Consider the following 12964-nt stretch of genomic DNA (forward strand, 5'->3'; position numbering starts at 1 on the left):
ATCAGCTAAATAGAGAGTAAATTAGTTTAGGAGAAAAAGATGAAAGCTACTGAATTGAATGAAAAACTTATTGTTGCAGAAGACGCTTTGGCTGAATTGTCAAAAGATGACCTTGTATCTCTTTTATGTGAAATTGGTTATAGTCCTGCGGCTATTGATGTATTGACAGAATATCAGGAGTTTGTCAAAGCTTTTCGAAAGAAACTAGGTTTGCTCTAATCCGAATGCCCCCCGTGAAAACTGGCCATTCTGGCCTGACAATTTAACAGGAGAAAATAAACATGTCACGTATTGGTAATAAAGTTATCGTGTTGCCTGCTGGTGTTGAAGTCACTAACAATGACAACGTAGTAACTGTAAAAGGACCTAAAGGAGAACTTACTCGTAAGTTCTCAAAAGATATTGAAATTCGCTTGGAAGGTACTGAAGTAACTCTTCACCGTCCAAACGATTCAAAAGAAATGAAAACTATCCACGGAACTACTCGTGCCCTTTTGAATAACATGGTAATTGGTGTATCAGAAGGATTCAAGAAAGAACTTGAAATGCGTGGGGTTGGTTACCGTGCACAACTTCAAGGATCAAAACTTGTTTTGGCTGTTGGTAAATCTCATCCAGATGAAGTTGAAGCTCCAGAAGGGATTACCTTTGAACTTCCAAACCCAACAACAATCGTTGTTAACGGAATTTCAAAAGAAGTAGTTGGTCAAACAGCTGCTTACGTACGTAGCCTTCGTTCACCAGAACCATATAAAGGTAAAGGTATCCGTTACGTTGGCGAATACGTTCGTCTTAAAGAAGGTAAAACAGGTAAATAATGTTGAGTGGTTGATTTTCAACCACCAACCTATTTTCCAACTTTGTGCATAGCACGCGATTTAAAACTAAAGAGGTGAAAACTGTGATTTCTAAACCAGATAAAAACAAACTCCGCCAAAAACGCCACCGTCGCGTTCGCGGAAAACTCTCTGGAACTGCTGATCGCCCACGTTTGAACGTATTCCGTTCTAATACAGGCATCTACGCTCAAGTGATTGATGACGTAGCGGGTGTAACGCTCGCAAGTGCTTCAACTCTTGACAAAGAAGTTTCAAAAGGAACTAAAACTGAACAAGCCGTTGCTGTCGGTAAACTCGTTGCAGAACGTGCAAACGCTAAAGGTATTTCAGAAGTGGTGTTCGACCGCGGTGGATATCTATATCACGGACGTGTGAAAGCTTTGGCTGATGCAGCTCGTGAAAACGGATTGAAATTCTAATAGGAGGACACTAGAAAATGGCATTTAAAGACAATGCAGTTGAATTTGAAGAACGCGTAGTTGCTGTCAACCGTGTTACAAAAGTTGTTAAAGGTGGACGTCGTCTTCGTTTCGCAGCTCTTGTTGTTGTTGGTGACCGCAATGGTCGCGTAGGATTTGGTACTGGTAAAGCTCAAGAAGTTCCAGAAGCAATCCGTAAAGCAGTAGATGATGCTAAGAAAAACTTGATTGAAGTACCTATGGTTGGAACAACAATTCCTCACGAAGTTCTTTCAGAATTCGGTGGAGCTAAAGTATTGTTGAAACCTGCTGTAGAAGGTTCTGGAGTTGCCGCTGGTGGTGCAGTTCGTGCCGTTGTGGAATTGGCAGGTGTGGCAGATATTACGTCTAAATCACTTGGCTCTAACACTCCAATCAACATTGTTCGCGCAACTGTTGAAGGTTTGAAACAATTGAAACGCGCTGAAGAAGTTGCTGCCCTTCGTGGTATCTCAGTTTCTGATTTGGCATAAGAAAGGGGATAAAATGGCTCAAATTAAAATTACTTTGACTAAGTCTCCAATCGGACGCATTCCATCACAACGTAAAACTGTTGTAGCACTTGGACTTGGCAAATTGAACAGCTCTGTTATCAAAGAAGACAACGCTGCTATCCGTGGTATGATCACTGCAGTATCTCACTTGGTAACAGTTGAAGAAGTAAACTAATGAATCTTTAGGGGATGTGGAAATACTCATCCCCTAAAACTAGATATAGTCATCTAAGATGACCATGTATAGGCGAGTTGATAAGGGAGACAACCTTTTCTCTCTTATCGGCGCTAGCATTTTACAAAAGAGGAGAAAACAATAATGAAACTTCATGAATTGAAACCTGCAGAAGGTTCTCGTAAAGTACGTAACCGTGTTGGTCGTGGTACTTCATCTGGTAATGGTAAAACATCTGGACGCGGTCAAAAAGGTCAAAAAGCTCGTAGCGGTGGCGGAGTTCGCCTTGGTTTTGAAGGTGGACAAACTCCATTGTTCCGTCGTATGCCAAAACGTGGATTCACTAACATCAACGCTAAAGAATACGCAATTGTAAACCTTGACCAATTGAACGTCTTTGAAGACGGTGCAGAAGTAACTCCAGTTGTGCTTATCGAAGCAGGAATTGTGAAAGCTGAAAAATCAGGAGTTAAAATTCTTGGTAACGGTGAATTGACTAAGAAATTGACTGTTAAAGCGGCTAAATTCTCTAAATCAGCTGAGGAAGCTATCACTGCTAAAGGTGGTTCTGTAGAAGTCATCTAAGAGAGGTGACCCATGTTTTTTAAATTATTAAAAGAAGCTCTCAAGGTTAAACAAGTTCGATCAAAAATTCTCTTTACAATTTTTATCATTCTTGTTTTCCGTATTGGGACAAGTATTACTGTTCCAGGGGTGAATGCAAAAAGTTTAGAAGCTCTCAGTGGTTTATCTTTCTTAAACATGCTTAGTCTTGTTTCAGGGAATGCCATGAAGAACTTCTCCGTTTTTGCACTTGGTGTAAGTCCGTACATCACTGCTTCTATCGTTGTTCAATTGCTACAAATGGATATTTTACCGAAGTTTGTAGAATGGGGCAAACAAGGGGAAGTAGGACGGAGAAAACTAAACCAGGCTACTCGTTATATTGCACTGGTGCTTGCATTTGTTCAATCTATCGGGATTACAGCAGGGTTTAATACTCTATCTGGAGCGAAATTATTAACGACAGATTTAACTCCACAAGTCTTTGTTACCATTGGGATCATCCTAACAGCAGGTAGTATGATAGTAACTTGGCTTGGGGAGCAAATTACAGATAAAGGATATGGTAATGGTGTTTCCATGATCATCTTTGCAGGTATTGTCGCTTCAATTCCTGAGATGATTAAGGGTATCTATGTTGACTACTTTGTCAATATCCCAAGTAGCCGATTGACTTCATCTATTATCTTTGTTGTTATTTTGATTATCGCTGTCTTGTTGATTGTTTACTTTACAACATATGTTCAACAGGCAGAATATAAAATCCCAATCCAATATACAAAAGTTGCTCAAGGAGCCCCATCAAGTTCATACCTCCCTTTGAAGGTAAACCCAGCAGGGGTTATCCCAGTTATCTTTGCAAGTTCCATTACAGCAGCACCTGCAGCTATCCTTCAATTTTTGAGTGCTACAGGTCATGATTGGGCTTGGGTACGTACAGCACAGGAAATGTTATCTACAACATCTCCAACAGGTGTTGCTATGTATGCCTTGTTGATCATTCTCTTTACATTCTTCTATACGTTTGTACAGATCAATCCAGAGAAGGCAGCAGAAAACTTGCAAAAGAGTGGAGCCTACATTCATGGGGTCCGTCCTGGTAAAGGGACAGAAGAATACATGTCGAAACTTCTTCGTCGTCTTGCGACTGTCGGCTCTCTCTTCTTAGGTGTTATTTCTATCTTACCTATCGTAGCTAAAGATGTATTTGGCCTTTCAGAAGTTGTTGCTTTTGGGGGAACAAGTCTACTAATCATTATCTCGACAGGTATTGAAGGAATTAAACAATTGGAAGGATATCTATTGAAACGTAAGTATGTTGGTTTCTTAGACACAACAGAATAGTTGTAATAGGAAATAAAATTGACTATTGCTCAGAGAGTGGAGTGTAAAAATCGAAGACGTTGTCAGATTTTTATCTCCTCTCTTCTATTTTGTTTTTAAATAGGGGTTGAAATAGATTTCTGCTTCTATTTAAATACAAAATAAGGAGATCCTATCATGAATCTTTTGATTATGGGCTTACCTGGAGCAGGTAAGGGAACGCAAGCAGCTAAAATTGTGGAGAAATTCCATGTTGCACATATCTCAACAGGCGACATGTTCCGTGCTGCTATGGCTAATCAAACTGAAATGGGTGTACTTGCCAAGTCATACATTGACAAAGGTGAGTTGGTTCCAGATGAAGTTACAAATGGAATCGTTAAAGAACGCCTTTCACAGGACGACATCAAGGAAACAGGTTTCTTGTTAGATGGTTACCCACGTACGATTGAACAAGCCCATGCCTTGGACAAAACATTGGCGGAACTTGGTATCGAACTGGAAGGTGTGATTAACATCGAAGTGAATCCAGACTGTCTCTTGGAACGCTTGAGTGGCCGTATCATTCACCGCAAAACAGGTGAAACTTTCCACAAAGTTTTCAATCCACCAGTTGACTACAAAGAAGAGGATTACTACCAACGCGAAGATGATAAACCAGAGACAGTTAAACGTCGTTTGGATGTGAATATTGCACAAGGTGAACCAATCATTGCTCACTATCGTGCCAAAGGTTTGGTCCACGATATCGAAGGAAATCAAGATATCAATGATGTGTTCAAAGACATCGAAAAAGTATTGACAAATTTGAAATAAAGCGTTTTTCATACTTGCAAAAAATCGCGACAAATGTTATACTGAGATAGTCTGACTTATAATTGTTGCCTCTGTGTCTTGAGGCATCGAATCGAAATTTATGGAGGTGCTTTTGCGTGGCAAAAGACGATGTGATTGAAGTTGAAGGCAAAGTAGTCGATACAATGCCGAACGCAATGTTTACGGTTGAACTTGAAAATGGACATCAGATTTTAGCAACAGTTTCTGGTAAAATTCGTAAAAACTATATTCGTATTTTAGCGGGAGATCGTGTTACTGTCGAGATGAGTCCATATGACTTGACACGTGGACGTATCACTTACCGCTTTAAATAATCGAAAAACTTGGAGGGATAAGAAATGAAAGTAAGACCATCGGTCAAACCAATTTGCGAATACTGTAAAGTAATTCGTCGTAATGGTCGTGTTATGGTAATTTGCCCAGCAAATCCAAAACACAAACAACGTCAAGGATAAGATAGAAAGGAGAAAACATGGCTCGTATTGCTGGAGTTGACATTCCAAATGACAAACGCGTAGTAATCTCATTGACTTACGTTTATGGTATCGGACTTTCAACATCTAAGAAAATTTTGGCTGCTGCTGGAATCTCAGAAGATGTTCGTGTACGTGACCTTACATCAGATCAAGAAGATGCTATCCGTCGTGAAGTGGATGCAATCAAAGTTGAAGGTGACCTTCGTCGTGAAGTAAACTTGAACATTAAACGTTTGATGGAAATCGGTTCATACCGTGGTATTCGTCACCGTCGTGGACTTCCTGTCCGTGGACAAAACACTAAAAATAACGCTCGCACTCGTAAAGGTAAAGCTGTTGCGATTGCTGGTAAGAAAAAATAATATAGGAGGTAAAAGTCTTGGCTAAACCAACACGTAAACGTCGTGTGAAAAAGAATATCGAATCTGGTATTGCTCATATTCACGCTACATTTAATAACACTATTGTTATGATTACTGATGTGCATGGTAATGCAATTGCTTGGTCATCAGCTGGTGCTCTTGGTTTCAAAGGTTCTCGTAAATCTACACCATTCGCTGCTCAAATGGCTTCTGAAGCTGCTGCTAAATCTGCACAAGAACACGGTCTTAAATCAGTTGAAGTTACTGTAAAAGGTCCAGGTTCTGGTCGTGAGTCAGCTATTCGTGCGCTTGCTGCCGCTGGTCTTGAAGTAACAGCAATTCGTGATGTGACTCCAGTGCCACACAATGGTGCTCGTCCTCCAAAACGTCGCCGTGTATAATCATCGCATTACACTGCTTTTCGTTTAAGAGGGAGTAACTAAATGATTGAGTTTGAAAAACCAAATATAACAAAAATTGATGAAAATAAAGATTATGGCAAGTTTGTAATCGAACCACTTGAACGTGGCTACGGTACAACTCTTGGTAACTCTCTTCGTCGTGTACTACTAGCTTCTCTACCAGGAGCAGCAGTGACATCTATCAACATTGAAGGTGTCTTGCATGAGTTTGACACAGTTCCAGGTGTTCGTGAAGACGTGATGCAAATCATTCTGAACATTAAAGGGATTGCAGTGAAATCATACGTTGAAGACGAAAAAATCATTGAACTTGACGTTGAAGGTCCTGCTGAAATTACAGCTGGAGACATTTTGACTGACAGTGATATTGAGATTGTAAATCCAGATCATTATCTCTTTACAATCGGAGAAGGTTCTTCCCTAAAAGCGACAATGACTGTTAACAGTGGTCGTGGATATGTACCTGCTGATGAAAATAAAAAAGATAATGCACCAGTTGGAACACTTGCTGTAGATTCTATTTATACACCAGTTACAAAAGTCAACTATCAAGTTGAACCTGCTCGTGTAGGTAGCAATGATGGATTTGACAAATTAACCCTTGAAATCTTGACTAATGGAACAATTATTCCAGAAGATGCTTTAGGGCTTTCAGCACGTATCTTGACAGAACATCTTGATTTGTTTACAAATCTTACTGAGATTGCTAAGTCAACTGAAGTGATGAAAGAAGCTGATACTGAATCTGACGATCGTATTTTGGATCGGACGATTGAGGAACTGGACTTGTCTGTGCGTTCATACAACTGTTTGAAACGTGCCGGTATCAATACTGTGCATGATTTGACAGAAAAATCTGAAGCAGAGATGATGAAAGTACGAAATCTTGGACGCAAGAGTTTGGAAGAAGTGAAACTCAAACTCATTGACTTGGGTCTTGGATTAAAAGATAAATAAAGGAGGAATACATGGCTTACCGTAAACTAGGACGCACTAGCTCACAACGTAAAGCAATGCTTCGCGATTTGACAACTGACCTTTTGATCAACGAATCAATCGTGACAACTGAAGCTCGTGCTAAAGAAATCCGTAAAACTGTTGAAAAAATGATTACTCTAGGTAAACGTGGTGATTTGCATGCACGTCGTCAAGCAGCTGCTTTTGTACGTAATGAAATCGCATCTGAAAACTATGATGAAGCAACTGATAAGTACACTTCTACTACAGCACTTCAAAAATTGTTCTCAGAAATCGCACCTCGTTATGCTGAACGTAACGGTGGATACACTCGTATCCTTAAAACTGAACCACGTCGTGGTGATGCTGCGCCAATGGCAATCATCGAATTAGTATAAAATCATCAATTTTGTTGAGTGTTATGATGATGGAGTCGTGTGCTCTTAGTCTAGCTCTGGTCTACCGCTGGGACTTTGGTCCTAGCGGGAACACTCATCATCATTTGATAGGGTAGACGCTTGTTTACGAAATTGTTTTTTCTTAAGAACAACTTCGTAAGCAGGCGTTATTTAGTATTTTCAATGGAAATATGCTATACTAGGAAAAAAGAAAATCAAAAACGTTCAGGTTTTCTAATAATCGTAGAATGGGAGTCTAAAAATGAAGGCTATTATTACAGTGGTTGGCAAGGACAAGGCTGGTATTGTTGCAGGCGTGTCTACTAAAATTGCAGAATTGGGTTTGAATATTGATGATATTTCTCAAACAGTACTGGATGAGTATTTTACCATGATGGCAGTCGTATCTAGTGATGAAAAACAGGATTTTACAACTCTCCGAAATGAGTTTGAAACGTTCGGTCAGACCTTGAATGTCAAAATCAATATTCAAAGTGCGGCGATTTTTGACGCTATGTATAATATCTAGGAGGTGGCTATGGATATTAGACAAGTTACAGAAACCATTGCCATGATCGAGGAGCAGAACTTCGATATCAGAACCATCACCATGGGGATTTCCCTTTTGGACTGTATTGATCCAGATATCAATCGTGCTGCTGAAAAGATTTACCAAAAAATCACCACTAAAGCTGCAAATTTAGTGGCTGTAGGAGACGAAATTGCTGCAGAACTTGGGATTCCTATTGTTAATAAACGGGTATCGGTGACTCCAATTTCCTTGATTGGAGCTGCGACTGATGCGACAGACTATCTTGTTTTGGCAAAGGCACTTGACAAGGCTGCCAAGGAGATTGGTGTTGACTTTATTGGTGGATTCTCAGCTTTGGTACAAAAAGGCTACCAAAAAGGAGATGAAATTCTCATCAATTCTATCCCACGCGCTCTAGCTGAGACAGACAAGGTTTGTTCGTCTGTTAACATTGGCTCAACTAAGTCAGGTATCAACATGACTGCGATTGCTGATATGGGACGTATCGTCAAGGAAACAGCTGCGCTATCAGATATGGGTGCAGCCAAGCTGGTCGTATTTGCTAATGCTGTTGAGGACAATCCTTTTATGGCGGGGGCCTTCCATGGTGTCGGTGAAGCAGATGTCATCATCAATGTTGGAGTTTCAGGCCCTGGTGTCGTCAAGCGCGCCTTGGAGAAAGTTCGTGGACAGAGCTTTGATGTAGTAGCTGAGACGGTCAAGAAAACAGCCTTTAAGATTACTCGTATTGGTCAGTTAGTTGGTCAAATGGCAAGTGAACGGCTTGGAGTCGACTTTGGGATCGTAGACCTAAGTTTGGCACCAACTCCGGCAGTTGGTGATTCTGTGGCTCGAGTACTGGAGGAAATGGGTCTAGAAACAGTAGGAACGCATGGGACGACGGCTGCCCTTGCTCTTTTGAATGACCAAGTTAAGAAGGGCGGAGTGATGGCTTGTAACCAAGTCGGTGGCTTGTCAGGTGCTTTTATCCCCGTTTCTGAAGATGAGGGGATGATTGCTGCAGTGCAAAATGGCTCTCTGAATTTAGAAAAACTAGAGGCCATGACGGCTATCTGTTCTGTTGGGCTGGATATGATTGCCATTCCGGAAGATACGCCTGCTGAAACCATTGCGGCTATGATTGCGGATGAGGCGGCAATCGGTGTTATTAACATGAAAACAACGGCTGTCCGTATTATTCCAAAGGGCAAAGAAGGCGATATGATTGAGTTCGGTGGTTTGCTAGGAACAGCTCCAGTTATGAAGGTCAACGGAGCATCGTCTGTTGATTTCATCTCTCGTGGTGGCCAAATTCCAGCTCCAATCCATAGTTTTAAAAATTAATAAAAAAGAGAGAGGATTTAAGTTGGGTTTAAGGATGACTGTGTATACTATAATCATTAAATAAAGACCTCCTAACTTTATTTAATAGAAATCCTAAACTTTTTCATAATAATCTCCTAGGGAAGCTACCGTGAGGGTAGCTTTTCTTGTGGTAAAATTAGGAGAAGGAGCTTTGCTTTTGAAAGCCAAATATTTCTTTGATCCATGATATAATAGAAGAAAATGGAGGATAGAAAATGTCTAAAGTAAGATTGTACTTAGTCCGTCATGGGAAAACCATGTTTAACACGATTGGACGTGCTCAAGGATGGAGTGATACGCCTCTAACTGCAGAAGGTGAGTTGGGAATTCATGAGTTGGGAATTGGCTTGAGAGAGTCTGGTTTGCAGTTTGACCGAGCTTATTCCAGTGATTCAGGGCGTACCATTCAGACCATGGGAATTATCCTAGAAGAACTGGGCTTACAAGGGAAAATCCCTTACCGCATGGATAAGCGAATCCGTGAGTGGTGCTTTGGTAGTTTTGATGGGGCCTATGATGGGGATCTCTTTATGGGGGTCATTCCTCGTGTTTTCAAGGTGGATCATGTTCATCAGTTATCCTATGCGGAGCTAGCTGAAGGTTTGGTAGAGGTTGATACTGCTGGTTGGGCTGAAGGTTGGGAAAAACTCAGTGGTCGTATCAGAGAAGGTTTCGAAACGATTGCCAAAGAAATGGAAGAACAAGGTGGTGGCAATGCCCTGGTTGTGAGTCACGGGATGACCATTGGTACGATGGTTTATCTCATCAATGGCATGCATCCGCATGGTCTAGATAATGGTAGTGTGACCGTTCTAGAATACGAGAACGGTCAGTTTACAGTCGATGTCGTTGGTGACCGTAGTTACCGAGAACTAGGGCGTGAGAAGATGGGAGAAATCTCTATTCAGTCAAAATAGAACGGCTTGCTATAAACTAGAGATTTGATAACCATATCAAAATAAGAAAAAACAGCCAAGGGATATCCTTTCGGCTGTTTTTGATAGAGGAAAACTAGAGGGTAATGCTATTGTTTTTAGAAATTTTCATAAATAGTAATAATGAAGTAACTGTCAAGACAGTGAGGATAGTTGACAAAGCAGCTGCCACACCATAATTTCCACGAAGTACTTCAGTGTAGATAGCTACAGTCATTGTTCTAGTCTTAACATTGTATAAGAGAATTGAAGTAGAAAGTTCTGAAATCATTGTTACCCATGATAAGATTGCACCTGAGATGATACCTGAAAGCATCATTGGGGTGGTGATTTTAGTAAAGGTATTAAGACGACTACTTCCTAAACTTTCTGCAGCTTCTTCAATGAACGGAGAAATCTGTTGCAAGCTAGCTACTGAAGATCGAATAGTATATGGGAGTCTTCTAACAGATAAGGACATGATTAGGATAAAGGCTGTTCCTGTAATCATAAGGAAGCCACTTCCGAAGATTCCTGTATTGAAAGAAGAGATAAATGCAATACCGAGAACAGTTCCTGGTACGATATAAGGTACCATACTGAGGCTGTCAATTAAGTTTGTAAACAAATTTCGTTTTCTAACGGCTAGGTAGGAGATAAATGTTGCAAATAGGACAACTAGAACTAAGGCAATCAAAGGGATACGAATGGTATTGAAAATAGCAGACCCCATGCGATTGAAAGCTACCTTGTAACTGTTTAGAGAATAGCCTTTGACAAATACCATACCTGATGTTTTTAGGAAAGAAGTATAAATCAAGTAGACTTGAGGTAGAACAGAGAACAAGATAATTCCGTAGACTGTTGCATAAATAGCAGCCATTTTTCCTTTTGTAGTTTTTTTAGGTTGGATTGGATGGAGCGAATTCATGCTGAAACTGTAGCGATTTGAAATGTATTTTTGGATAAGGAAAATTGCTAAGGCAATGATAATCGCCATAATTGCTAAAGCAGATGCAAAAGCAGAATTTCCTCCAACCTCGCTAATAAATTGGGTATAAATCAGGACAGGGAAAGTCCTATATCCTTCACCAATCAACATAGGCGTTCCAAAGTCTGAGAATGCTCTCATAAATACAAGCAAGGCAGCAGCTAGTAAGGTTGGAACTAGGAGAGGTAAAACAACCGTTACGATACGTTTAAATCCGAAGGACCCCATGCTTTCAGCGGCTTCAAGTAGAGAATTGTCAATACTTTTCATTGTCCCAGCAACGTATAGAAATACCAGTGGGAATAGTTGCAGTGTAAAGACAAGTACAATTCCTTTGAATCCATAAATATCGATAGCTGGAAGATGAAGGGAATTTGTCAGAAATTTAGTGATAACCCCATTTCGTCCCAGCAAGAGAATCCAGGAGTAGGCTCCCACGAAAGGAGCTGACATGGAAGCAATGATAATCAATATTTGTAGAAATTTCTTCCCCTTGAAGTCATACATAGAGAAGAGATAAGCTAATAAGGTTCCTACAACTAAGGAAGTGACAGTAGCGGTAATGGAAACCTTGAAACTGTTGACAAGTGTCTCAGAGTAATATGCTTTACTAAAGAAAGTAACAAAATTAGCTAGTGAGAATTGTCCTTCATGTATGAGTGCCTGCTTGAGAACAGTAACGATAGGATAAACGAGAAAGACAAGATAGGTAAGAAAGATGAAGAAAGAGGAGGCTGTCCAAATATTTAGTTTTTTACGTTCCATGGCTGACTCCTTTTATGAGATTGCGCGAACCGTCTTCAGAGAAGACATTGAGTTTTTGAGTATTGATTCTCAAACGAACACAATCTCCTTTTTCTAAATCTTCTTCGAATGTTGATTCTTCACTTACTTGAAGTTTTGGAGCAAATCCAGTTTCAATGAAGTATTCAGTGTTAAGACCAAGGTAAACACTGTCGGTGATTGTTCCATTGATTGGACCATTTTCATCACGGATAAATTCTTCAGGACGAATGCTAACACGGATGTTTTGCTCGTCAACTTGATCAAGAGTTGGCATACGAAGAGAATAGCCGTCTTCAAAGACTATGTAAGCTCCGTCAGCTTGTTTTTCTAGACGAGCAGGGATTATATTTGTTCTACCAATAAATGTTGCAACAAATTCATTAGCTGGTTTATGATAGAGTTCTTTTGGTCGGCCGATTTGTTGGATAACCCCATCTTTCATAACAGCAATTTGGTCTGAAATAGCCATAGCTTCTTCTTGGTCGTGGGTCACATAAACAGTTGTAATTCCCACTTCGTGTTGAATTTCTCGAATGGCTTGACGCATATCCAAGCGCAGTTTGGCATCCAGATTACTAAGTGGCTCGTCCATGAGGAGAACACTTGGATTAACAGCTAAGGCGCGTGCCAAGGCGACACGTTGTTGTTGTCCACCACTGAGTTTATCTGGCTTTCGATCCGCATATTGAGCAATTTGCATGAGTTCAAGATACTTATTGGTCTGTTGGATCAATTCTTCTTTGGGAACTTTCTTTTGCTTGAGACCAAAAGCAACATTATCTCGAACAGTCAAATGTGGAAAAATAGCGTAGTTTTGGAAAACCATTCCAATATTGCGTTTGCTGGGTTCCATATTATTGATTTTTGTATCATCGAAGTAAAATTCTCCACCTTCGATACTGTTAAAACCCGCAATCATACGAAGAAGAGTCGTTTTCCCACAACCTGAAGGTCCCAAGAGAGTAAAGAGACTTCCTTTGGGAATAGTAACATTCAAGTTTTCAATAACAGGGACGTCGTGGTAGATTTTTTTTGCGTTAATAATTTTGATCTCACTCATAGTGAACCTCT

At 40.4% G+C, this 12964-nt stretch carries 19 protein-coding genes; 17 read left to right on the forward strand and 2 right to left on the reverse strand.

The window, feature by feature from the left end:
* The first annotated feature begins 39 nt into the window (after window positions 1-39).
* The 17 genes from STO1_RS01070 (at window position 40) to STO1_RS01150 (ending at window position 10119) form a co-directional block, all read left to right on the forward strand.
* Window positions 40-219, forward strand: coding sequence for a hypothetical protein (locus STO1_RS01070; protein ID WP_000648250.1), 180 nt, complete (start codon window positions 40-42; stop codon window positions 217-219).
* 62 nt (window positions 220-281) lie between these two features.
* Window positions 282-818, forward strand: a complete 537-nt coding sequence (gene rplF, locus STO1_RS01075; protein WP_096421605.1) for a 50S ribosomal protein L6 — start codon at window positions 282-284, stop codon at window positions 816-818.
* 83 nt (window positions 819-901) lie between these two features.
* The gene (gene rplR / locus STO1_RS01080; RefSeq protein ID WP_000624044.1) at window positions 902-1258 is read left to right on the forward strand and encodes a 50S ribosomal protein L18; all 357 of its coding nucleotides are present in this window, start codon (window positions 902-904) and stop codon (window positions 1256-1258) included.
* 17 nt (window positions 1259-1275) lie between these two features.
* Entirely contained in the window at window positions 1276-1770 is a 495-nt protein-coding gene (rpsE, locus tag STO1_RS01085; protein WP_000874197.1) for a 30S ribosomal protein S5, read from the forward strand.
* A 13-nt stretch (window positions 1771-1783) separates the two neighbouring features.
* Entirely contained in the window at window positions 1784-1966 is a 183-nt protein-coding gene (gene rpmD, locus STO1_RS01090) for a 50S ribosomal protein L30 (protein ID WP_000057241.1), read from the forward strand.
* 144 nt (window positions 1967-2110) lie between these two features.
* Window positions 2111-2551: a 50S ribosomal protein L15 gene (gene rplO / locus STO1_RS01095; RefSeq protein WP_000766094.1), complete on the forward strand. Its 441-nt coding sequence runs from the start codon at window positions 2111-2113 to the stop codon at window positions 2549-2551.
* Window positions 2552-2563: 12 nt separating this feature from the next.
* Window positions 2564-3874, forward strand: a complete 1311-nt coding sequence (secY, locus tag STO1_RS01100; protein WP_000465390.1) for a preprotein translocase subunit SecY — start codon at window positions 2564-2566, stop codon at window positions 3872-3874.
* Between the two features lie 156 nt (window positions 3875-4030).
* Entirely contained in the window at window positions 4031-4669 is a 639-nt protein-coding gene (locus STO1_RS01105; protein WP_084852761.1) for an adenylate kinase, read from the forward strand.
* A 116-nt stretch (window positions 4670-4785) separates the two neighbouring features.
* Window positions 4786-5004 (forward strand): translation initiation factor IF-1, encoded by a 219-nt coding sequence (gene infA, locus STO1_RS01110; RefSeq protein WP_001029883.1) that lies wholly within the window; start codon window positions 4786-4788, stop codon window positions 5002-5004.
* Window positions 5005-5028: 24 nt separating this feature from the next.
* Complete coding sequence (rpmJ, locus tag STO1_RS01115; protein ID WP_001808836.1) at window positions 5029-5145, forward strand: 50S ribosomal protein L36; 117 nt, start codon at window positions 5029-5031, stop codon at window positions 5143-5145.
* Window positions 5146-5162: 17 nt separating this feature from the next.
* Complete coding sequence (rpsM, locus tag STO1_RS01120; protein WP_000090786.1) at window positions 5163-5528, forward strand: 30S ribosomal protein S13; 366 nt, start codon at window positions 5163-5165, stop codon at window positions 5526-5528.
* A 17-nt stretch (window positions 5529-5545) separates the two neighbouring features.
* Window positions 5546-5929, forward strand: coding sequence for a 30S ribosomal protein S11 (gene rpsK / locus STO1_RS01125; RefSeq protein ID WP_001118385.1), 384 nt, complete (start codon window positions 5546-5548; stop codon window positions 5927-5929).
* A 42-nt stretch (window positions 5930-5971) separates the two neighbouring features.
* On the forward strand, window positions 5972-6907 hold the full coding sequence (locus STO1_RS01130) for a DNA-directed RNA polymerase subunit alpha (protein ID WP_000568993.1): 936 nt from the start codon (window positions 5972-5974) through the stop codon (window positions 6905-6907).
* Window positions 6908-6918: 11 nt separating this feature from the next.
* Entirely contained in the window at window positions 6919-7305 is a 387-nt protein-coding gene (gene rplQ / locus STO1_RS01135) for a 50S ribosomal protein L17 (RefSeq protein WP_000331493.1), read from the forward strand.
* Between the two features lie 262 nt (window positions 7306-7567).
* Entirely contained in the window at window positions 7568-7834 is a 267-nt protein-coding gene (locus STO1_RS01140; protein WP_045617779.1) for an ACT domain-containing protein, read from the forward strand.
* A gap of 9 nt (window positions 7835-7843) precedes the next feature.
* Complete coding sequence (locus STO1_RS01145) at window positions 7844-9181, forward strand: PFL family protein (RefSeq protein ID WP_096421607.1); 1338 nt, start codon at window positions 7844-7846, stop codon at window positions 9179-9181.
* 236 nt (window positions 9182-9417) lie between these two features.
* Window positions 9418-10119 (forward strand): histidine phosphatase family protein, encoded by a 702-nt coding sequence (locus STO1_RS01150; protein WP_096421609.1) that lies wholly within the window; start codon window positions 9418-9420, stop codon window positions 10117-10119.
* Between the two features lie 94 nt (window positions 10120-10213).
* Here the strand turns inward: STO1_RS01150 and STO1_RS01155 are convergent, their stop codons facing one another.
* A complete protein-coding gene (locus STO1_RS01155) occupies window positions 10214-11872 on the reverse strand; it encodes an ABC transporter permease (RefSeq protein WP_096421611.1) in 1659 nt (552 codons plus the stop codon).
* Window positions 11862-12953 carry an ABC transporter ATP-binding protein gene (locus STO1_RS01160; protein WP_007520794.1) on the reverse strand — a complete coding sequence of 364 codons (1092 nt, stop codon included), beginning with the start codon at window positions 12951-12953 and terminating at the stop codon, window positions 11862-11864. Before STO1_RS01160 ends, STO1_RS01155 begins: the two co-directional genes overlap by 11 nt.
* Window positions 12954-12964: the final 11 nt, after the last annotated feature.

The organism is Streptococcus oralis subsp. tigurinus, assembly GCF_002356415.1.
Classification (GTDB): domain Bacteria; phylum Bacillota; class Bacilli; order Lactobacillales; family Streptococcaceae; genus Streptococcus; species Streptococcus oralis_F.